Raw genomic sequence first — 22,031 nt, 5'->3', positions numbered from 1 at the left:
CGCCCGAGCGGGCTCTCCGGAGGAGTGGCGGCTCCCCGGTAGAGCCCGCCCCCTCCGGAGGAGCCGAGCGGCGGAATCGTTCAACCGATCTCGATGACCAGATCACCGCCCTCGACCTGCTGTACCGCACCGATGGCCACACGCTTGACGGTGCCGTCCTGCTGGGCGGTGATCGCCGCCTCCATCTTCATGGCCTCGATAGTGGCGACCGTCTGGCCGGTCTCGACCGTTTCGCCCTCCGAGGCGGAAAGCGTGACCACCCCGGAGAACGGTGCCGCGACGTGCGCGGGGTTGGTGCGTTCGGCCTTCTCGGCGACGGGGAGTTCGGAGGCGACCGAACGGTCCCTGACCTGTATGGGGCGCATCTGGCCGTTGAGAATGGCCATGACGGTGCGTACACCGCGTTCGTCGGCCTCGCTGATCGCCTCCAGGCCGATCAGCAACCGCACACCCTGGTCCAGGTCCACGGCGTACTCCTCGCCAGCACGCAGCCCGTAGAAGAAGTCCTTGCTGCTCAGCAGCGAGGTGTCACCGTAGGAGTGACGGTGCTCGTTGAACTCCCTGGTGGGTTTGGGGAACAGCAGCCGGTTCAGCGTCTCCCTCCGGTCGGTCGCCAGCCCCTTGCGGTCCTCCTCGGAGAGTTCGACCAGTTGACGTTCGGCGGGCCTGCCCTGCAGCGCACGGCTGCGGAAGGGTTCGGGCCAACCACCGGGCGGATCACCGAGCTCGCCCTGCAGGAACCCGATCACCGAATCCGGGATGTCGAACCTGTGCGGCTCGGCCTCGAACTCGGCCGGGTCCACCCCGGCTCCGACCAGGTGCAACGCCAGGTCCCCCACGACCTTCGAGGACGGAGTGACCTTGACCAGCCGACCGAGCATGCGGTCGGCGGCGGCGTACATCGCCTCGATCTCCTCGAACTTGTCGCCGAGTCCGAGGGCCACGGCCTGCGTCCGCAGATTGGACAGCTGCCCGCCGGGGATCTCGTGCCGATAGACACGTCCCGTGGGAGCCGCCAGCCCCGCCTCGAAGGGCCGGTAGATCTTGCGGACCGACTCCCAGTAGGGCTCCAGATCGCACACCGCGTCCAGGTCCAGGCCGGTCTCCCGTTCGGTGTGATCGGTGGCGGCCACGATCGAGGAGAGGGCGGGCTGCGAGGTGGTCCCCGCCAGCGACGCGGACGCCCCGTCCACGGCGTCCACCCCGGCCTGCACGGCGGCCTGGTAGGTGGCCAGCTGCCCACCGGGGGTGTCGTGAGTGTGCAGGTGCACCGGCAGGTCGAACTCGCGCCGCAGCGCGGAGACCAGCGTGGCGGCGGCGGGCGGACGCAGCAGTCCGGCCATGTCCTTGATCGCCAGCACGTGCGCGCCCGCCTCGACGATCCGCTCCGCCAACCGCAGGTAGTAGTCCAGGGTGTAGATCCGCTCGTCGGGGTCGGAGAGATCCCCCGTGTAGCAGAGCGCCACCTCCGCCACGGAACGCCCGGTGTCGCGCACCGCCGTAATGGCCGGGCGCATCTGCTCCACGTCGTTGAGCGCGTCGAAGATGCGGAAGATGTCGATACCCGTCTCGGTGGCCTCCGCCACGAAGTGCTCGGTCACCTCGGTGGGATAGGGCGTGTAGCCGACCGTGTTGCGCCCGCGCAGCAGCATCTGCAGACAGATGTTGGGGACGGCTCGGCGCAGCGCGGCCAGCCTCTCCCACGGGTCCTCGGCCAGGAACCGCAACGAGACGTCGTAGGTGGCACCGCCCCAGCACTCCAGCGAGAGCAGTTCGGGAGTCGTGCGGGCCACGTGGGGAGCGACCGTGGTGAGGTCCTTGGTGCGGACCCGGGTGGCGAGCAGGGACTGGTGAGCGTCCCGGAACGTCGTCTCGGTGACCCCGACGGCGTCGGAGTCGCGCAGCCACCGCGCGAAGCCCTCCGGGCCCAGTCGGTCGAGCCGATCCTTCGATCCCGCGGGCGGCGGGGTGTCGAGATCGGCGGCGGGCAGTTTGTGCCTCGGCTCGGGAGCGGCGGGGCGTTCCCCGTAGGGACGGTTGACGGTCACATCCGCGAGGTAGCTCAGCAGCCGGGTTCCCCGGTCGGCCGAGTGGCGCGCGGTCAACAGCTTCGGGCGCTCGTCGATGAAGGACGTGGTGATTCTTCCGGCGCCGAAGTCCGGGTCGTCGAGCACCGCCTGCAGGAACGGAATGTTGGTGGCCACACCGCGGATCCGGAACTCCGCGACGGCCCGTCGTGCCCGCGCCACGGCGGTGTCGAAGTCCCGACCACGACAGGTCAACTTGACCAGCATGGAGTCGAAGTGGGCGCTGACGCTGCTGCCGGAGAAGGCCGTGCCACCGTCCAGTCGGACACCGGCACCGCCCGGCGAGCGGTAGGCACTGATCATTCCGGTGTCGGGCCGGAAACCGTTGGCCGGGTCCTCGGTGGTGATCCGGCACTGCAGCGCCGCACCGCGCAGCCGGATGCCGTCCTGGGACATGCCGAGGTCCGGCAGTGTCTCCCCTGCGGCGACACGCACCTGGGACTGCACCAGGTCGGCGTCGGTGACCTCCTCGGTGACGGTGTGTTCCACCTGAATCCGGGGGTTCATCTCGATGAACACGTGCCGGCCGTGCTCGTCGACGAGGAACTCCACCGTCCCCGCGTTGACGTAGCCGATCTCCCGCGCGAACGCCACCGCGTCGGCACAGATCCGTTCCCGCAGCTGCGGGTCCAGGTTCGGGGCCGGGGCGATCTCCACGACCTTCTGGTGCCTGCGCTGTACCGAGCAGTCGCGTTCGTAGAGGTGAACCACGTTGCCCGCCGAATCGGCGAGGATCTGCACCTCGATGTGCCGTGGATTGACCACGGCCTGCTCGAGGAAGACGGTGGGGTCGCCGAAAGCGGATTCGGCTTCGCGCATGGCGGCTTCCAGCGCCTCACGCAGCGAATCGAGATCGTTGACCCTGCGCATGCCGCGGCCACCGCCGCCCGCGACGGCCTTGACGAACACCGGGAACCGCATGTCCCCGGCGGAGTTCATCAGTTCCTCGACGTCGGCGGAGGGGGCGGAGGACTCGAGTACGGGCACCCCGGCCGCTTTGGCGGCCCGGACCGCACTGGCCTTGTTGCCCGTGAGCTGCAGAATCTCGTGTGACGGACCGATGAAGGTGATACCGGCCTGTTGGCAGGCCTCGGCCAGGTCGGGGTTCTCGGACAGGAAGCCGTAACCCGGATAGATCGCATCGGCGCCCGCTGTTCGGGCCGCCCGGATGATTTCCTCGACGGACAGGTAAGCCCGAACGGGGTGACCGGCAGCGCCGATCTCGTAGGACTCGTCCGCCTTCAGCCGGTGCAGTGAGTTGCGATCCTCGTGGGGGAACACGGCCACGGTTTTCGCGCCGAGCTCGTATCCGGCGCGGAACGCGCGGATGGCTATCTCGCCACGGTTGGCGACGAGGACCTTGCGGAACATGCCGGCTACCTCCTGGGGCAGGTGTCGGATCGCCTGCGAACAATACCCCGAAAATTCTCCTCTTCGGGAGCTGTTCTCGCGTGATGGAACTCATGATCCACAAGTGCCCCGTATGCGACCTGCAAATCCGGAACCGACGAACAAGGATCAACCAATAGAAATAATCAACATATTCACAAAAAAACGAATGTGACGAATGTTCTCACCAAGGCCGCGGACGGGATCGGCGGAAGCGGACACCGTAGGTGTCGATGTTCGCGCGCTGCGCGCCGACTCGCCAGCCGGAGGAGCGGGCACACCAACACCCGAGGAGACGTAAGTCACGAAATCTCGCGTTGGGCGGTTACCCCCACACCTGACATGTCCCGCGCGGGTCGACGGAGTCCTACTAGGACTTCTCCAGGAACTCGGCACGCTCCTCGGCGAGGAGTTCGGTGATCATCCCGGCCAGTCCCGGGTGGGCACGCAGTTCGGGGTCCTGCCGTACGACTGCCTCCGCCTCGCCGCCCGCCTCGGCGATGACCTCCTCGTCGTGCACCAGCGACAGCATCCGCAGCGCGGACTTCGTGCCGGACTGCGCCTCGCCGAGCACGTCACCCTCCCGACGTTGCAGCAGATCGAGCCTGGCGAGCTCGAAGCCGTCGGTGGTCGAGGCGACGGCGTCCAGTCGGCCGCGGGCGGGTGTCTGGGGGACCGCCTCGGTGACCAGCAGGCACAATCCGGGGGCGCTTCCCCGCCCCACCCGGCCGCGCAACTGGTGGAGCTGACTCATCCCGAACCGGTCCGCGTCCATGATCACCATCGTGGACGCGTTCGGCACGTCGACACCGACCTCGATCACGGTGGTCGCCACGAGCACATCGAGCTCACCGGCGGCGAACCGGCGCATCACCGCGTCCTTGTCGTCCGCGGCGAGCCTGCCGTGCAGCACTCCCAGACGGAGATCCCGCAACGGGCCCTGGCGCAGTCGCTCGGCGAGTTCGACCACGGCGAGCGGAGAACGCCGCGAACCGTTACCTTCCGCTCCGCCCGGCGGATCGTCCACGGCTTCCGGCACTACCTCCCCGTCGGCGGACTCGCCCCCGCTCCGGGAACTTCCCTCGGAGTCGACGACGGTCCCGTCCCCCACTCGGGGACAGACCACGTAGACCTGCCGCCCGGCGGTCACCTCCTCGGTGACACGCTGCCACACCCGATCGAGCCAGGCCGGTTTCTCCGCGGCCGGAACCACGGTGGTGCTGATCGGGGACCGACCTCGGGGCAGCTCACGCAGCGCGGAAGTGCGCAGGTCCCCGAAAACGGTCATCGCGACCGTACGCGGAATCGGTGTCGCGGTCATCACCAGCAGGTGCGGACAGGCCTGTTCGGCGGCACGGCCCCGCAGCGCGTCCCGCTGCTCGACACCGAACCGATGCTGCTCGTCGACCACCACCAGTCCGAGGTCGGCGAACGAGACCTGGTCCTGGATCAACGCGTGGGTGCCGACCACGATCCCCGCCGCGCCGGAAGCCGCGTCCAGCAACGCCTGCTTCCGCTGCGCGGCGGACAACGAGCCGGTCAGCAGGGTCACCCTGGTGGCGTGCTCCGGGGAGTCGAACTCACCCGCCCTGGCCAGTTCTCCCAGCAGTTCCCGGAGTGACCGGGCGTGCTGCGCCGCGAGAACCTCGGTCGGTGCCAGCATCGCGGCCTGCCTGCCGGAGTCGACCACCTGCAGCATCGCACGCAGCGCCACCACGGTCTTGCCCGAACCGACCTCGCCCTGCACCAGACGATTCATCGGATGCCGTTCGGACAGATCCGCGGCGAGCTGTTCGCCGACCTCGACCTGCCCCTCGGTCAACGCGAACGGCAGACGCCGGTCGAAGTCCGCTCGCACACCCCCGTCGATCGGCGGGCAGGCCGGAGCGGGGCGCTCGTCCTGCCGCAGCCGCGACCTGGCCAGCGACAGCTGCACACCCAGCGCTTCGTCCCACTTCAGCCGGTGTCGTGCCTCGTCGACCTGGTTCGTCCCGTCCGGCCGGTGAATCCAGTGCAACGCCTGATTCAACCCGAGCAGCCCGACGCGCTCGCGCAACGACTCCGGCAACGGATCCTCGACGCCCTGCCAACCGTCGAGCACCTGGGCCACACAACGCGCCAACGACCAGGAGGGCAGTCCCTGCGCGGCGGGATACACCGGGATCAGGGCGGCCGCGAAATCACGCGCGGCGTCATGCGCGTCGGCTTCCTCCTCCTCGGTGAACAACTGGTACTCGGGATGGGCGAGTTGCAGCTCGTTGCGGTAGGCCGTGACCTTGCCCGCGAACATCCCCGTCCTGCCGGGGAGGAGTTCGCGCTCGCGCCATGCCTGGTTGAAGAACGTGCAGGACATGGAGCGCGAGCCGTCGGTGATGCGGGCCTGCAGGATCGTGCCGCGACGTGACCGCATCTTGCGCTTGCCGACCCGCTCGACCCTGGCGAGCACGGTGGCGTGCTCCCCGATCTCGAGCCCGCCGATAGCCGTGAGCTCACCACGCTCCGCGTAACGGCGGGGATAGTGCCGCAGCAGGTCGCCCACTGTGGACATGCCGAACGAGCTGTTGAGGGCTTTGGCGGTCTTGCCGCCCAACACCCGGTCGAGGTTGGTGTCCCACCCGGTCATCGCTTCACCAGTAGTGCCACGGCGCACTGAGCCGTGCTTTCGACATCGTAGGCAGACCGAGCCGCTTCGGCCCATGAAGGGATGCCCGAGGGCTCGTATCGGTGTTCAACGATCAAATTATCCGAGGCGGCCGACAACGGTCTCCCACCCCTGGGTTCGGGGCCGGCGCCAGGCACAACGTTCACTCCACTCCCAGCATCAGTTCGGTGGTCGACTCCCCGCAGGGGTAGCAGATCAGCTCGACCTCGGGATGGGTTCCGCGCAGGTGCTCGGCCAGCACCTCGGGCAGCGCGGTCGGAGCGTGGTCCGGAATCAGCGCGGTGACCAGTTCTCCCCCCGAGGCGAGCATCCGGTCCAGCAGCAGACAGGCCGCCCGCGGCCTGTCGTCACCGATGAGCACGACCTCGCCGTCCAGCATTCCCAGCAGGTCGCCACTGCGGCAGTAGCCGACCCAGGTCAGTGCCTCCCCCGCCGCGACGCTCAACTCACCGCGGCGCGTCGCCGCGGCAGCCTCCGCCAGCGCGACGGTGTCGTCGGCGGTCCTGCGGTTCGGATCGTGCACCGCGAGCGCGGCCAGCCCCTGCACCGGTGACGCCGTGGGGACCACCACGACTTCGATTCCCGCCCGCAACGCGGCCTGTGCCGCGTCCTCGGCCGGACGTGCCAACGACTCCTCGTTGGGCAGCAGCAGAACGTCCCCGTAACCGGTGTCGAGGATCGCCTCCAGGAGCTCTCGCGTCTCCGGCACCTCCTGCTCGTCGATGCGCAGCGTCAACGCGCCTTCCGCGCGGAAGAGGCTTTCCAGCTGCCCGCCGCGCGTGACCGCGAGTACGACACGTCCCTCCGAGAGGTCGCCGCTCGCGGCGTGAGCGCGCTGGCCCGAACCACCGCGCGCGGCGTTTCCGACCTGGTCGGCGAACCTGGTGACGCGGATGCCGTGAACCCTGCCGAGTTCGATGCCCGACTCGATCGCCGCACCGATGTCGTCGCAGTGCACGTGTACCGCCCAGGTGGCGGGTGTTGTCGGGTCCGGAAGGGCTTCTCCCGTGTCGGCCACCGACACGCAGTCACCGAGCTCCGCGAGGCGACTTCGCAGGTCGGCGGCGACGGAGGCGGGTGCGTCGGAGAGCAGGTACATGACTTCGTACTCGTAGTCCGAGTCGTGCCGGGGCGTATCCGCAGCGGCCGGGTCGGAGTCCAGCACGGCTGGGCTGTCCGCCGCGAGTCGTTGTGCGTCGCATACCACCGCGTACAGCGAGTCGAGCAGGATGACCAGTCCACGCCCCCCGGCATCGACCACGCCCGCCGAGTTCAGCACCGGAAGTTGCGTGCGGGTGAGTCGCAACGCGTCGATCGAGGCCCTGGTCGCGGCTCCGACCACCTCGGGAAGTTCGTCGGCCGCTTCCCAGCAGGCGTCGACGGCCGCGCGCAGCACGGTCAGCAGGGTTCCCTCCACCGGTCGGGCCACCGACTGCCCTGCCAGTTGGAGACCACGCCGTAACGCTTCCCGGAACAGATCCGCCCCCACCGGGGCTCGCCCCTCGGCCTGTTGGGCGATGCCGCGCAGCACCTGCGAGAGCAACAGCCCGGAATTGCCGCGGGCGCTGTGCAACGCACCGTCCGCCAGCGCTGCCAGCACCCGGTCGGGTCGCTCCTCGGCCGCGGTGTTCGCCGCCGATTCCGCGGCCGCACGCATCGTCTGCAGCAGATTGGTGCCGGTGTCGTTGTCGGCGACGGGATAGACGTTGATGTGGTCGATGGCCGCGCGGTTCGCGGTCAGCGCGAGCACTGCCAACTCGGCCCAACGCCGTACGGCGGGGCCGTCCAACGCCTGCAGCACCATTCCTCCAATGCGTGGACCACACTCGTCCCGGTTGCCGCTGAGAATAGTCGCCGCGACCGTGATGTGGGTGAGCGACGGCATGGTGAGTACCCACCACGTCGGTGACGCAGGACCGCGAGGAGCGCGGGCGCCCCACGGGGGCGCGGTCCGGCACCGGCGGCGGGTCTCCGAACGATGGGCATCCCGCCGTGTCCGATCGGGTCGACACCTGTTGCTAGACTCCCTCGCGATGGAACTCGGCAAGGATCGGTGAGAACCGAGCCGGTTCGCCGGAGGACCTGAATCGGCGGCGAGTTGCGTCGTGACAGCCCGCTGGAAACCCAGGTAACTGGAAACCCAGGTAAGGCCAGTCACGCTGGCATCGGGTATCGCCACGGGAAGACCTCGCACCACAGCGGAGCGGGGCCAATGCCGCGCCGCGAGGCGACGGCTCGGGGAACGTGCACGATTTCGCACGTTACTCGAACGGCGGTGTACGGGCGCGCAGTCACCCCTGGGTGGACAGCCTTCACCGGCGCGGGGGTAGCCGCGTTGCCCAACAGCGCTGTCACCGCACGAGCATGACCCGTGTCGGGTGACGACGCGGGGACGGAGATTCGAGCGAAGTAAGGGGTGTCTGACGTGGCTGCCGTCTGCGACGTCTGCAACAAGGGACCGGGTTTCGGTATGGCGGTCTCGCACTCTCACCGGCGTACCAAGCGCAGGTGGAACCCGAACATTCAGACCGTGCGCGCCAAGGTCAGCCCGACGCAGCGCAAGCGGATGAACGTGTGCACTTCCTGCCTGAAGGCGGGTAAGGTCGTGCGCGGCTGAGACGACGGCGAGACGTCGTCTCGATCACTCGTCGAGAACGCTCGGTCGGTACAACCGGCCGAGCGTTTTTCAGCCGGTGGGCGCCGGGTGAGCACACAGCGGGACGGTACGTCCTCATCCCCTCGTCGAGGCTCACCTCCCCGACGCCCACTCGTGGTTCGGATCCCGCGCACGGGTCGGGACCCACTCACGGATCGGAACGAAGCGTCGCGGTCACGGAAGTTTCCAGTCGATCGGTTCCGCCCCCAGTTCCCGCAACATCTCGTTCGCGCGGCTGAAGGGCCGTGATCCGAAGAATCCCCGATCAGCTGACATCGGGCTCGGATGCGGCGACTCGACACACCCGACGCCGGGCATCAACGTACGCAGGCTCCGGGCGTCACGTCCCCACAGAATCGCCACCAGTGGTTCGGAACGCTGCGCCAGCGCCTTGATGGCCTGATCGGTGACTTCTTCCCACCCCTTGCCGCGATGCGAGGCCGACTTGCCCGGCTGCACGGTCAACGCGCGGTTGAGCAGCAGCACGCCCCGCTCGGTCCACGGCGTGAGATCACCGTTGGAGGGGTGCGGATGGCCGAGATCGTCACAGTACTCACGAAAGATGTTGGCCAGGCTGCGTGGCACGGGGTCGACGTCCGGAGCGACCGAGAAGCTCAAGCCGACGGGATGCCCCGGCGTCGGGTAGGGATCCTGCCCCACGATGAGCACTCGCACATCCCGAAACGGCTGTTGGAAGGCGCGCAGCACGTTCTCCCCGGCCGGCAGGTACTCGCGTCCGGCGGCGACTTCCGAGCGCAGGAAATCGCCCATGGCGGCTATCCGGTCGGACACCGGCGCGAGCGCCTCGGCCCAGCCTGGTTCCACAATCTCGTTCAACGGGCTCCTGGTCACGGGCCATGACCCTAGCGACCTTTTGATCATCAACACCGCCCCCCTGGGTGCCCGCCACGTCACGGGATCGGGTATGAGAACCGACCGAGCCCCCGGCCGAGCTGTTCGATGCCGCCAGTTCAATGCCGCCAGTGCTGCCACCCGGCCCGTTCGGTGTGCTCGACACCGTCCACGGTGACACCTCGGCCCTGTCGGACACGACCGATGGGGCGCCACCCGTCGGGCAGCTCGCGATCGCCGGGGAAAGTCGCCACCAACGCCTGGTCCTCACCGCCGTTGAGCACCCAGTCGCCGGGATCGGCCCCGAGCGCCGAGGCCACCTCCAGCAGTCGCTGTGGCACTTCGAGCTGGTCGGTGCGGATGTCCACCGAGACCCCGGAGGCATCCGCGACGTGCGCCATGTCCGCGAGCAACCCGTCCGAGATGTCGATCATCGAAGTGGCACCGGCCACCGCCGCGGCGGGCCCGGCCTCGTAGGGCGGTTGGGGAACCCGGTGAGCACCGACCACCGACAGCGGTGAGCGGAATCCACGAGCCAGCACCGCCAACCCCGCCGCCGACCACCCCAGGCCACCGGCCAACGCCACGACATCGCCCTGTCGCGCGCCCTCCCTGGTCACCGGTTTTCCGCCCCGCAGGTCACCCAGCGCGGTCACCGAGACGGTCAGTTGGTTCGAGGTGACCATGTCGCCGCCTATCAGGGCGGTACCGGCACGCCGCGCCTCTTCCCACATGCCCGCGGCCAGTTCGTCGACGAACTCCGCGGTCACTTCCCCGGAGCACCCGAGTCCCACCAGCAGGCCGGTCGGCACGGCCCCCATCGCCGCGATGTCGGAGAGGTTCACGGCCACGGCCTTGCGGCCCACGTGCCGGGGACCGGACCAGTCCAGCCGGAAGTGCACGTCCTGCACCAGCACGTCGGTGGTGGCCACGACCCTGCCGTCCGGAGCGGTGAGCACGGCGGCATCGTCACCGGGACCGAGGAGGGTGCTGCTCGGCTGGTTACGGTGCTCGGTCACTCTCCGGATGAGACCGAACTCACCCACCTGTGAGACGGTCCGTGTGTCCGGTCTCTCCTCGGGAGTCAACTGGATCTTCCTTTCGTTGCGCGTCCACGCGACTCGATGCGGTAACTTGCCCGTTCGGGGACTGGATCCGCTCATCGGGACAGCACCGGCCTGGCCGGCCGCCGGGGCACCTGCCCGCTCGACCAAGTCGTAAACAGCTCCCAGTTTCCACCTCGAACGCTTTCGACGAGACGAAGGGGCACACACCCGTGGTCCAGGCATACATCCTCATTCAGACCGAGGTAGGCAAAGCCGCAGCGGTGGCGTCCGAGATATCCGGGAACACCGGGATCATCAGCGCCGAGGACGTGACGGGGCCGTACGACGTCATCGTGCGCGCCGAGGCCGAGAACGTGGACAAACTCGGCAAGATGGTGGTGGCCAACATTCAGAACGTGGCGGGAATAACCCGCACGCTGACCTGTCCGGTCGTGCACCTGTAGAGCATCCGTCCACCGGACGGTGCCTGTCCGAGCTCCCGGCTTCGCACCGGGTGGGAGCGTTTCGGCCCGCTCGCGGTCGTGACTCGCCCGGCGGAGCCCCCCGTTCCCCGCGGCGGAACGGCACCGGTCCGCATCGCCCGCGTCGCTCGTGCTGTAGTGGGTGACGTGCGGGAACAATCCGGATCCGGGCTACCCCGGGTCGTACTGATCATCGCGTTGTCGCTCGGTGTACTGCTGGCGGCGGGCGTTGCCACGTTGGGAGTCCTGAGCGGCGGGACCGGGCAGCACGCCCGGCCCGACGAGGGAGCCGCCGCGAATACGACGGCCGACCGCAGCGGACCACTGGCGTTGCCCCCGGTGAAGGCTCCGGAGGCGAACTCGGCGGACTGCGCGACGGTGCTGGACGCGCTGCCCGACAAGCTGCGCGTCGACGGTTCCGGGGTGCCCCGGCGTGAACTGGCGACCCCGAAACCGGCGGGCACGGTGGCATGGGGTGACGCCGAGCACGACCCGATCAGCCTACGGTGCGGGCTGACCGCCCCGGCCGAGCTGAAACCCACCTCGAAGCTGGTGGTGATCTCCGGAGTGAGCTGGCTGCCGATCAGCAGCGGTGAAACCACCACCTGGCTGGCGGTCGACCGGCCGGTCTACGTCGCGGTCACCGGACCGAACGACACCGGTATCGGCCCGATCCAGGACGTGTCACGGATCCTCGACGAGCACCTGCCCAAGCGGGACGTGTTCGACTGATTCCCGCCTCATCGAGGTTTTCCGATCGGGTTGTCGAGCCGCTCGCTCGGCGGAACCTCCCGCGGGCTCTCGCTCCGGGAGGTCCGACATCGGGTAGGTGGTCAGGACGGGTCACCGCAGACCGGTGCCGCGGGCCACAGCGGTGTCCAGCAGGGTGCTCAGCAGGCTCGAATAGTCGACACCCGCGTGCGCCCACATGCGCGGGTACAGCGAGATCGGGGTGAATCCCGGCATGGTGTTCACCTCGTTGACCACCGGCCGACCTTCCTCGGTCAGGAAGAAGTCGACCCGGGCCAGCCCCTGGCAGTCCAGGGCGCGGAAAGCGCCGACCGCGGCCGTGCGCAACCGTTCCGTCTCCTCGTCGGAAAGCTTGGCCGGCACGTCGAACTCGGTGTCGTCGTCGAGATACTTCGAATCGTAGTCGTACCAGCCGGAATCGCTGTCGACGCGCAGTTCGGCGGGCGCCGAAGCGGTCACCTCTCCGTCCGGGAACTCCAGAACACCGCACTCGATCTCGCGCCCGAACAGCGCGGACTCGACGATCACCTTGGGATCGACACGCCGCGCCTCGGCGATGGCGGCGTCGAGCTCGGCGTGATCGGTGACCTTGGTGATCCCCACCGAGGACCCGGCACGGGCCGGTTTGACGAACACGGGCAGGCCCAGCCTGCTCCTGCGAGCTTCGTCCAATGTGGTCTCGTCGCGACGCAGCACCTCGTAGGTGCCGACCTCCAGCCCCTCGGCGGCGAGGAGCTTCTTGGCGAACTCCTTGTCCATGGCTGCCGCACTGGCGAGCACGCCTGGCCCGGCGTACGGAATGCCGGCCATCTCCAGCAGCCCCTGGATGGTGCCGTCCTCACCGAAAGCACCGTGCAGCATCGGCAGCACCACATCCACGCCGGACAGCGCCTGCCCCACAGTGTCCGACTCCAGCGAGACCAGCTCGCGGCTGCTGGGATCCGCGGGCAGGGTCAACGCCTCGCCGTCGACGATCTCCGGTTCGACCCGGTCCTTGAGTCGTAGCTGCTCCTCGTCGTCCGGGCCGAGCACCCAGGAGCCGGCACGGGTGATTCCCACGGGAACGACCTCGAAACGCCGCCGATCCAGATGAGCCAGCACACTACCCGCGGACAGGCAGGAAATACCGTGCTCGGTACTGCGTCCGCCGAAAACAACCGCCACCCGGATCTTGCGTTCAGCCATACGCAGCACCATACCTCGCGTACGGGGGCCGCACCGTAAGCGGCGGATCAACCGCCGACGATCTCCGAGACCAGGATCGGCAAGGTCTCACGCAGTTCCCGTCCGCCGCACACGGCGTAGCCGAGGGCCAGTCCGTACCACTGCTGCTCGGCCTGATGGTGCCTGCGCAGACCGTCGGCGAGCACTCCCCGCCGGCGGAGGGAGGCCATGATGCGACGTTCGGTGTCACCGTCCGACAGCGGAACCACGACGTGTGCCCCGGCACGATCACCGAACAGTTCGACACCCGCCCCTTCGAAGGCGTCGACGACCAGCTCCCTGCGTCCGGAGAGCTCGCGACGCAACCGCCGCAGATGCCTGCCCAGATCCCCGTTCGCGGCGAACTCGGTGAGCAACCACTGCCCCGCCGGTGCGGGACGGGTGCCGGTGCGTTCGCGGTACTCCAGCACCGCGGTGGTCACCCATTCGGGAGCCAACAACCAGCCGACACCGAGCGTGGGAGTGAGGATCTTGCTGGTGGTCCCCAGATGCACGACCACGTCCGGTGCCAGGGCCGCCAGCACGGGCAGCGGAGCCACGTCGTAGCGCAATTCGCCGTCGTAGTCGTCCTCGACGATCAACCAGTTCGCCGTGCGTGCCCGTTCGATCAGCGCGGTTCGCCGCTGGGCGGGCATTCTGCCACCCAGCGGGTACTGGTGCGCGGGTGAGCAGTAGACGGCGTCGACGTGCTCGGGAATCCGCTCGACCAGCAGACCGGAGTGGTCCACGGGAACGGGAAGCACCTCGATGCCGCCGGCACGCAGCGCACCCACCGCTCGCTGATATCCGGGTTCCTCCATCGCCACGGTCGCACCGGAGGGCAGCACGGCGGCGGCCAGTTCGGCGAGCGCGGCGGTGGTTCCGGCCGTTGCCAGTACCGAGTTCTCGGCCGGACCTTCGACCACCAGACCGCGGTGGCGCAACAGGTGCTCGACGATGACCGCGCGGTACTCCGGCACGCCGGCCCGATAGGGCATGGTGGACGGTGCCTTGTCCCCGGCCGCACGCCAGGCGCGCCGCCAAGCGGCTCGGTCTATCCCCTGTGACCACGGCGCTCCCGGTGCCAGCAGCACTCCCCGCGTCGCGTCCGCGTCGCTCTCGACGACCGTTCCGGCCTGCGCCACCCCGTCGACTCCCGGCGGAGCGGCGGTGACGTAGGTGCCGGAGCCGTGCCTGCCCGCGATCCAGCCCTCCGCGTGGAGCTGTTCGTAAGCGGCCGCCGTGACCGTACGGCTGACGTCGAGATGCCGGGCGAGTGCGCGGGTGGACGGCAGCCGATCACCACGTCGTAGCTGGCCCCTCGTCGCGGCCCCACGCAGTCCCTCGGCCAGCTGAACCGCCAACGGCCGGGCGCTGGTGCGGTCCAGCTCCACTGCCAGTTCCAGCGGTGGCGCTCCGGACGCGGAAACCCTGGGTGGCATTTTCGAACACTCCTCGATTGGCACTTCAATGATGCCACCGCTCGGGAGAAGCTGCGGATGCGGCCCACAGGGCACTGATGCGGGAAAGGTGCTGCGTTGCTGATCAGAGAACTCGACCAGGCGGAGACGAGCACGGCGTACCCGGTACTCCGGGAACTACGCCCTCGGTTGAGCACGATGGCCGACTTCCTGGCCGCGGTGGGCAGGCAGCGGCAGCACGGGTATCGACTGATCGCGGCTCTCGACTCGCAACAGCGGGCGGTGGCAGCGGCGGGATTCCGCTCCGGTGAATGCCTGGCCTGGGGCAGCTACCTGTACATCGACGATCTGTGCACGCTGCCGCGAGCCAGGGGAAACGGGTACGCGAGCGAACTGCTGCGCTGGATCGCGCGTGAGGCGGCGGCGTCGGGGGTGGGCGAGATCCACCTCGATTCGGGAAACGGGCGTCACGCCGCGCACCGGTTGTACGCGAGCAGCGGGTTCACCGCCCCTTCCACGCACTTCGTCCGAAAGCTCTCGACCGCGAACGCGGAGTCCTGATCAACCGGTCGGGTTGAGCGCCCTGCCGGGTCGGTACACGTGAATGCTGATCGCGGGGTCCGGCCCCTCGTTGTGCACCTGATGGGCGTAGTTGGGGCCGAAGACCCGGGACTGGCCCGCGACGAGCGTGTGCAGCGCCTCGGCCTGGTGGTGCCCGGAGTCGGAGCGCACGGCGCGTTCGGTCAGCACACCGGAGACCACGGTGAAGGCACCGTCGGCACCTCCGTGATCGTGCAGCTCGGTGTGCTGGCCGGGCAACCAGCTCAGGATCCAGACCTCGTGGTCGTCGGTGCGCCGCAGCAGCGCGGACCAACGTTGTTCCCGGTCGTAACGCACCAGGTGTGCCCAACCGCGGCGATCGGTCGCGACATCGCGGGCTATCAGAGCCGGATGCGGCCGGGTACGTTCGGGCGCGTGGAGAACAGTATTCGGTGGAACAGCGAACACAGCGGAGGGTCCTTCGCGATAGTACGGGAGAAGAGCGGAAAGCGGGATCGGCGGATCAACGATCCGTGATCACGGGGAAACTCACCGCGAAGGACACAGCGCGCTCGCTACCAGGCGCAGCTCGACATGGCGGTACTGACCGGCCGGACGCCGGACCGCCGTCGGGTTCGCCTTCGTAGCGCGCAAAAACACGACGACCAGTCAACCAGGAACGAGACGCTACGGCAAGGAAATCCCCGGGGACTCGCAAGATCTCACACTGTCGTGCGACACCGACTCACGTCGCGGCGAGAGCTCTCGCCGCGCGAACCGGAACAGGGCGCCACTACCGCCGCAGTGCGGCGAGGACGTCGGCCACGAGATCGGCGGGATCCTCACAACCGGCCGAGAACCGCACGAAACCGTCCGGAACGGGATCGCCCCACTGGGCACGCCGGTCCACGGTGCTGTGCACCCCACCGAAACTGGTCGCTCCGGAAACGAGGTGACTGCGGTTGACGAACCGTTCCACCGCCTCGGCGTCCCGCAGTTCGAAGCGCAGCACACCGCCCCAACGGCGCATCTGCCGACTCGCCACTTCGTGCGCGGGATCGCTCGGCATGCCGGGCCAGCGAACTCCCTTGACGTCCGCGTGCCCGGACAACGCCTCGGCGAGCGCCGCCGCGTTCTCGGCCTGCCGGGCGAGACGCAGGTCGAGCGTCGCCATGCTGCGATGCGCCAGCCAGGTCTCGAACGGTGCCGGGATCGCACCGGAGAGGGTGCGTACCCGGCCGAGGCGTCGCGCGAGTTCCTCGTCACGCACACTGACGTGGCCGAGCAACAGGTCGCTGTGCCCGCACAGGGCCTTCGTGTCACTGGCGACCACCGCGTCGGCGCCGAGTTCCAGCGGTCGCTGGCCCAGCGGCGTGGCGGTCGTGTTGTCCACGGCCAGCAGCGCGCCGGCGGCGTGGGCACGCTCGGCAAGTGCCGCGATGTCGCAGACGTCGAGACCGGGATTGGAGGGAGTCTCCAGCAACACCAGACGGGCGTCGTCGAAAACGTCGTCCGGGAAGGGGCCCGCGGTCGGAACCTCCCTGACCCGCAGATGCAGCTCGGCGAGTTCGGTCCGCACGAACTCCCTGGTGGCGTAGTAGCCGTCGGTGGGCAGCACCAGCACGTCACCGGCGTGCAGCACGGCCCGCAGCAGAGTGCCGATGGCCGCCATCCCGGAGGGCAGCAGCAGGCACGTTCCGCCGTCGAGATCCCCGACGGCGGTTTCCAGCGCCCGCCAGGTGGGATTCCCACCCCGACCGTAGAAATCGGTGTCACCGAGGCGATCGGAGCCACCCAGGTGGTACGGGGCCGCGAACACCGGACCGGGCATGAACGACTCCCCGGCGGCCGGTTCGGTCTCTCCACCGTGTACGCAGCGCGTCCCGTCCCCGTACAACGGGTTCTCCTTCCTGTGCGACGTCTCGATCGCTATTCCGGTTTGCGGTCCCGTCCCAGCAGCTCGGCCGCGGCGGGTACCGGGTCCAACCCTTCGTGGCACACCCGGTGGACCACTTCGGCTATCGGCATCTCCACGCCGTTGGCGGCAGCGAGTTCGCACAGCGACCGGCAGGACTTGACGCCCTCCGCGACCTGCCCGTGCGCGGCACGCTGCGCCTCGGCGACGGAATCACCGCGCCCCAGCCGCTCCCCGAACGTGCGGTTGCGGGACAGCGGCGACACACAGGTGGCCACCAGATCGCCCATTCCGGCCAGCCCGGCGAAGGTCATGGGCTCGGCGCCCAGCGCTGTTCCCAACCGGGTCGTCTCGGCGATGCCCCTGGTGATGAGAGTGGACATGGTGTTGGAGCCGTACCCCAGGCCGGAGGCCACCCCGCAGGCGAGCGCGATCACGTTCTTGCAGGCACCGGCCACCTCCACACCGACGATATCGGTGTTGGTGTAGGGCCGGAAGTACCCCGTCGAACAGGCGCGCTGCAGCGCGACGGCGCGCTCGTGGTCCGGACAGGCGACCACTGTGGCGGTGGGCTGCTCGTCGGCGATCTCCTTGGCGAGGTTGGGCCCGGAAACGACGGCCACCCGAGCGGCGGGCACATCGGCCACCTCGGCTATCACCTGGCTCATCCGTTTCAGGGTGCTCAACTCGACCCCCTTGGCCAGACTGACCAGCGTGACCCCCGACGGGAGGAGGGGTTGCCATCCGGTCAGGTTCTCCCGCAGGGTCTGACTCGGAACCGCGAGCACCACCGCGTCGGCCCCGTGCAGCGCCACCGCGGCGTCGTCGGTGGCACGCAGCCCGTCGGGAAGCGGGGTGCGCGGGAGGTACTCGGTGTTGACGCGGTCACGCTCGATCGCCTCGGCCACGTGGCTCCTGCGGGCCCACAACCGCACCTCGGTGCCCGCGTCGGCGAGCACCTTGGCGAACGCGGTTCCCCAGGAACCGGCCCCCAGCACTGCCACGCGCCGCAAGGCACCGCCCTCCGGCCCGGGAACCGCGGTCTCAGACATGGTCGTCGTTCCGCTCCGCACGCCTCGAACCGGAGTAGAACGAGGACGGTGCGGGTTCCTCCCTGATCTCGGCCAGCTGATCGCGCACCCGACGCATGAGCAGCTCGGTGACCTCACGCAACACCCTGGTGTCGGCTTCCCGCTCGCGGTACTCGGAGAGGTCCACGGGGGCGCCGAACCGCATCGTGACCCGCTTGCGCGGGAAGGGGCGAAAACGTTTGTGGTACCCGTCGAGGATTTCCCTGGTGCCCCATCTCGCCACCGGAATCACCGGGACCTCGTGCTCCAGGGCGAGCCGGGCCACTCCCACCTTGGGGGTCATGGGCCAGCCCTCGGGGTCCTTGGTGATGGTGCCGTCGGGGTAGATCAGCACCACCTTGCCCTGTTCCAGAGCCCGGTGCGCGTCCCGAAGGCTCTGCTGGGCGTTCACACTGCCGCGATACACCGGAATCTGCTCGACGCCACGCAGCACACCGCGCAGCACCGGATAGTTCCAGAGCGTGTGCTTGGCCAGGAAGCGGGGAAGCCTGCCCGCCCGATGCACCGACACCGCGTCGTAGATCGGATCCAGATGTGAGATGTGGTTGAGCACCAACAGCGCGCCGCCCCGCGCGGGGACGTGCTCCAACCCGATCAGCCTGGTCCGCGCCAGCAAAGCCTTGAGCGGATAGAACACGACGATGGCGATCGCCAACCAGATTCTGCCGACCACACCGTTTCCACGCTCTTTGGTGGCGCCGCGGGAACGTCGCAAACTCCTCGGCTCGGCCACGCCAACTCCTTCCGTTTGAGCGGCTGCCAACATACCCGTTGGGGTGGGCACCGCCGATTGACCGGTCGCTGGAACCCTCCCCGCGAGGCGCAGAATGGCGGGGTGACCGTGGGAGTCCAACTGCTCGTACCGATCAAACCACTGCACCTGGCCAAGACCCGGTTGCGTACCGAGCGAACCCTTCCCGAGGAGCACGCCGAGCTCGTGACCGCACTCGCGATGGACACCGTCCTGGCGGCGGCAACGGCCGAACGAGTACGGGAAGTGCTCGTGGTCACCTCGGACCCGGCGCTGACGCACCGGTTCCGGGAGCTCGGGATCGAGGTACTGCCCGATTCACCGCGGGCCGGGCTCAACGCGGCGCTGCGACACGGTGATCACCTCCTCGACGAGCGGGGCACGAAGATCCGGATCGGCGCGCTGCAGGCCGACCTCCCCGCGTTGCGCGGCACCGAGCTGGACAGTGCGATCGCGGAGGCGGACTCGGAACGCTCCTACTGCGCGGACCGCCAGGGCACCGGGACCACGCTGTTGCTCGCGTCCGTCGGCGAAGAGCTACGCCCCGCCTTCGGCACGGACTCGGCAGCGGCTCACCGCGAGAGCGGCGCGAAGGCGCTCCTCGGCTCGTGGGCCTCGCTGCGCTGCGACGTGGACACCGAAACCGACCTGCGTGCGGCGGAGGAGCTGGGGCTCGGCGCCCACACCCGGAAACTGCCGCGGGTAAACGAATCGAAACCAAACCGTCCCGAAATCGGCTGTTCGGGAGTGATGTAGCACCACCGAAACCACTGCCGTCCGGGTGACCCCCCGGCCGGGTTGTGTAACCTCCGTCACCATCCGATCGGATGAGCGGAGCCCCCACCTCATGCGTGACAATAGTGGTGTGAGTACGGACGGCGACGATCGGCTTTCCGAATCGATGCGAGGGAACAGCCACGAGACGGTTCCCGAGAAGGTGGCTCGGAACGCGCCCGAAGCCATCACGCCCGAGGCCGAAACGGCGCCGGACGAAACGGTCACGCGTGGCGGCGAATCGGACGGCGCGCGCGTACCGGCTGCTCCTCCCGCCGTCACCAGGGCCGTGGCCAGCACGGACCTGCCGGAGAATCGGTACCTCAACCGCGAGCTGTCCTGGTTGGATTTCAACGCCCGGGTACTGGCCGTGGCCGAGGACCGGTCCCAACCGCCGCTGGAACGGGTGAAGTTCCTGGGCATCTTCGCCTCGAACCTGGACGAGTTCTACATGGTGCGCGTGGCGGGGCTGAAACGGCGCGAGGAAACGGGGCTCTCGGTACGCAGCGCCGACGGCCTATCGCCGCACGAACAGCTGACCCGCATCTCGGCACGGAACCAGGATCTGGTGGAACGGCTCGACCGCGTCTTCCTCGACGAGCTGCTGCCGGAGCTGGAGGCCAACGGTATCCGCATCCTGAGCTGGGCGCGGCTCGAGAAACGGGACCGGGAGAACCTGACGCGCTACTTCGAGGACCACGTCTTCCCGGTACTGACCCCGCTCGCCGTCGACCCGGCGCACCCGTTCCCCTACATCTCCGGGCTGTCGCTGAACCTCGCGGTGATGGTCACCGACACCGAGGCAGGGATCAAGCGGTTCGCCAGGGTCAAGGTGCCCGACAACGTGGCGCGACTGATCCGGGTGGAGGACGAGCGAGACCAGCTGCAGAGCACGTTCATCCCGCTCGAAGAGCTCATAGCCGCGCATCTGGACAAACTCTTCCCCGGCATGGAGGTCACCGAGCACCACATTTTTCGCGTGACCCGCAACGCGGACCTGGAGGTCGAGGAGGACCGCGACGAGGACCTGCTGCAGGCAATGGAGCGTGAGCTGGCTCGCAGGCGGTTCGGCCCGCCCGTACGGCTGGAGATAGCCGACACGATGAGCCGGACAATGCTCGACCTGCTGTTGCGCGAGCTTGACGTGGACCCGCACGACGTCGTGGAGGTGCGTGGCCTGCTGGATCTGTCCTGCATGTTCCAGCTGGGCAAACTACAACGCCCGGACCTGAAGGGGTCGCCGGTCGTACCCGCCACTCATCCGGCCTTCGCGGAGGGCAACACGTCCAAGAGCATCTTCGCGACGTTACGCGAGGGGGACGTGCTGTTACACCATCCCTACCACGCGTTCTCCACGTCGGTGCAGCGCTTCATAGAGCAGGCGGCCGTGGACCCGCAGGTGCTCGCGATCAAACAGACGTTGTACCGGACCTCGGGTGACTCGCCGATCGTCAACTCGCTGATCGACGCGGCCGAGGCGGGCAAGCAGGTGGTGGCGCTGGTCGAGCTCAAGGCACGGTTCGACGAGCAGGCCAACATCCAGTGGGCACGTGCCCTGGAACGCTCCGGGGTGCACGTGGTCTACGGCCTGGTGGGGTTGAAAACCCACTGCAAAACGGCACTCGTGGTGCGTCAGGAGGGGGCGACGCTGCGGCGTTACTGCCACCTGGGAACCGGCAACTACAATCCGAAAACCGCTCGAACATATGAGGATCTGGGCCTGCTCACCGCCGACGACGACATCGGCGCGGATCTGACGGATCTGTTCAACGTGCTCACCGGATACGCGCGGCACGACACTTATCGCAGGATTCTGGTCTCACCTCAGGGCATCCGAACCGGGATAGTCGAACGAATCGAGGGTGAAATAGCACTGGCGCGAACGGGAAAACCGGCAGGTATCCGGATGAAGGTCAATTCGCTGGTCGACGAACAGATCATCGATGCCCTCTACCGGGCATCGCTCGCCGGAGTTCCCGTTCGGATCGTGGTACGCGGTATTTGTGCCTTGCAGGCGGGAGTCGACGGACTGAGCGAGAACATCGAGGTCCGCTCGATTCTCGGCAGGTTCCTGGAGCATTCCAGGGTGTTTCATTTCCAAGGCGCGGACGAGCACTGGATCGGAAGTGCCGACATGATGCACCGGAATCTGGATCGGCGGATCGAGGCGCAGGTGCAGGTGACCGATCCCAGGCTGACCTCGGAACTGGACTCGCTACTGGATTCGGCACTTCACCCGCAGACGCGTTGCTGGGTGCTCAACTCGAAGGGTGATTGGGAAGCATCACCGCGACAGGACCAACAGGTGCGGGACCACCAGACGGAGATGCTGCGCCTGCACGGCGCTAAGGTATGAGCCGAGATGTCCGACACCGAACCCGCTTCCGAGATCGATTCACCCGCGACGTCGAA

General features: G+C 68.3%; 17 protein-coding genes. 6 read left to right on the top strand and 11 right to left on the bottom strand.

Annotated features, from left to right (window positions below):
* Positions 1-80: 80 nt before the first annotated feature.
* The 3 genes from J2S53_RS00995 to J2S53_RS00985 form a co-directional block, all read right to left on the bottom strand.
* Positions 81-3,458: a pyruvate carboxylase gene (locus tag J2S53_RS00995; RefSeq protein WP_456239350.1), complete on the bottom strand. Its 3,378-nt coding sequence runs from the start codon at positions 3,456-3,458 to the stop codon at positions 81-83.
* 388 nt (positions 3,459-3,846) lie between these two features.
* Complete coding sequence (gene recG / locus J2S53_RS00990) at positions 3,847-6,099, bottom strand: ATP-dependent DNA helicase RecG (RefSeq protein ID WP_456239349.1); 2,253 nt, start codon at positions 6,097-6,099, stop codon at positions 3,847-3,849.
* 181 nt (positions 6,100-6,280) lie between these two features.
* Positions 6,281-8,023, bottom strand: a complete 1,743-nt coding sequence (locus J2S53_RS00985) for a DAK2 domain-containing protein (RefSeq protein WP_456239348.1) — start codon at positions 8,021-8,023, stop codon at positions 6,281-6,283.
* A 540-nt stretch (positions 8,024-8,563) separates the two neighbouring features.
* On the opposite strand from J2S53_RS00985, the gene rpmB reads away from it, so the two are divergent.
* Positions 8,564-8,755 (top strand): 50S ribosomal protein L28, encoded by a 192-nt coding sequence (gene rpmB / locus J2S53_RS00980; RefSeq protein WP_092632132.1) that lies wholly within the window; start codon positions 8,564-8,566, stop codon positions 8,753-8,755.
* A gap of 213 nt (positions 8,756-8,968) precedes the next feature.
* Here the strand turns inward: rpmB and J2S53_RS00975 are convergent, their stop codons facing one another.
* Both J2S53_RS00975 and J2S53_RS00970 read right to left on the bottom strand, forming a co-directional pair.
* A complete protein-coding gene (locus J2S53_RS00975; protein ID WP_092928991.1) occupies positions 8,969-9,646 on the bottom strand; it encodes a uracil-DNA glycosylase in 678 nt (225 codons plus the stop codon).
* 119 nt (positions 9,647-9,765) lie between these two features.
* A complete protein-coding gene (locus J2S53_RS00970; protein WP_217643644.1) occupies positions 9,766-10,734 on the bottom strand; it encodes a thiamine-phosphate kinase in 969 nt (322 codons plus the stop codon).
* A 188-nt stretch (positions 10,735-10,922) separates the two neighbouring features.
* Between J2S53_RS00970 and J2S53_RS00965 the strand changes: the two genes are divergently transcribed.
* Both J2S53_RS00965 and J2S53_RS00960 read left to right on the top strand, forming a co-directional pair.
* The gene (locus J2S53_RS00965; RefSeq protein ID WP_092928989.1) at positions 10,923-11,156 is read left to right on the top strand and encodes an Lrp/AsnC ligand binding domain-containing protein; all 234 of its coding nucleotides are present in this window, start codon (positions 10,923-10,925) and stop codon (positions 11,154-11,156) included.
* A 165-nt stretch (positions 11,157-11,321) separates the two neighbouring features.
* Positions 11,322-11,906 (top strand): DUF3515 domain-containing protein, encoded by a 585-nt coding sequence (locus J2S53_RS00960; RefSeq protein WP_456239347.1) that lies wholly within the window; start codon positions 11,322-11,324, stop codon positions 11,904-11,906.
* A 111-nt stretch (positions 11,907-12,017) separates the two neighbouring features.
* Here J2S53_RS00960 and J2S53_RS00955 read toward each other — a convergent pair whose 3' ends face one another.
* Positions 12,018-13,109, bottom strand: coding sequence for a D-alanine--D-alanine ligase family protein (locus tag J2S53_RS00955; RefSeq protein ID WP_456239346.1), 1,092 nt, complete (start codon positions 13,107-13,109; stop codon positions 12,018-12,020).
* Between the two features lie 47 nt (positions 13,110-13,156).
* Positions 13,157-14,569, bottom strand: coding sequence for a MocR-like pyridoxine biosynthesis transcription factor PdxR (pdxR, locus tag J2S53_RS00950; protein WP_456239345.1), 1,413 nt, complete (start codon positions 14,567-14,569; stop codon positions 13,157-13,159).
* Between the two features lie 96 nt (positions 14,570-14,665).
* On the opposite strand from pdxR, the gene J2S53_RS00945 reads away from it, so the two are divergent.
* Positions 14,666-15,109: a GNAT family N-acetyltransferase gene (locus J2S53_RS00945; RefSeq protein WP_456239344.1), complete on the top strand. Its 444-nt coding sequence runs from the start codon at positions 14,666-14,668 to the stop codon at positions 15,107-15,109.
* Here the strand turns inward: J2S53_RS00945 and J2S53_RS00940 are convergent, their stop codons facing one another.
* From J2S53_RS00940 to J2S53_RS00925, 4 genes are all read right to left on the bottom strand, one after another.
* Complete coding sequence (locus J2S53_RS00940; protein ID WP_092981245.1) at positions 15,110-15,556, bottom strand: cysteine dioxygenase; 447 nt, start codon at positions 15,554-15,556, stop codon at positions 15,110-15,112. It lies immediately after the preceding gene.
* Positions 15,557-15,881: 325 nt separating this feature from the next.
* Positions 15,882-16,985: a cystathionine gamma-lyase gene (locus J2S53_RS00935; RefSeq protein WP_456239343.1), complete on the bottom strand. Its 1,104-nt coding sequence runs from the start codon at positions 16,983-16,985 to the stop codon at positions 15,882-15,884.
* A 32-nt stretch (positions 16,986-17,017) separates the two neighbouring features.
* Entirely contained in the window at positions 17,018-18,055 is a 1,038-nt protein-coding gene (locus J2S53_RS00930; protein ID WP_456239342.1) for an NAD(P)H-dependent glycerol-3-phosphate dehydrogenase, read from the bottom strand.
* On the bottom strand, positions 18,048-18,827 hold the full coding sequence (locus J2S53_RS00925; RefSeq protein ID WP_456239341.1) for a lysophospholipid acyltransferase family protein: 780 nt from the start codon (positions 18,825-18,827) through the stop codon (positions 18,048-18,050). Before J2S53_RS00925 ends, J2S53_RS00930 begins: the two co-directional genes overlap by 8 nt.
* Before the next feature lie 102 nt (positions 18,828-18,929).
* Between J2S53_RS00925 and cofC the strand changes: the two genes are divergently transcribed.
* Entirely contained in the window at positions 18,930-19,601 is a 672-nt protein-coding gene (cofC, locus tag J2S53_RS00920; protein ID WP_456239340.1) for a 2-phospho-L-lactate guanylyltransferase, read from the top strand.
* 109 nt (positions 19,602-19,710) lie between these two features.
* Positions 19,711-21,975: an RNA degradosome polyphosphate kinase gene (locus tag J2S53_RS00915; protein WP_456239339.1), complete on the top strand. Its 2,265-nt coding sequence runs from the start codon at positions 19,711-19,713 to the stop codon at positions 21,973-21,975.
* Positions 21,976-22,031: the final 56 nt, after the last annotated feature.

The organism is Actinopolyspora lacussalsi (assembly GCA_030803735.1).
GTDB classification, from domain to species: domain Bacteria; phylum Actinomycetota; class Actinomycetes; order Mycobacteriales; family Pseudonocardiaceae; genus Actinopolyspora; species Actinopolyspora lacussalsi.
The sequence above is the reverse complement of the archived record's forward strand: the minus strand, read 5'-3'. Positions and strand labels throughout refer to the sequence as shown.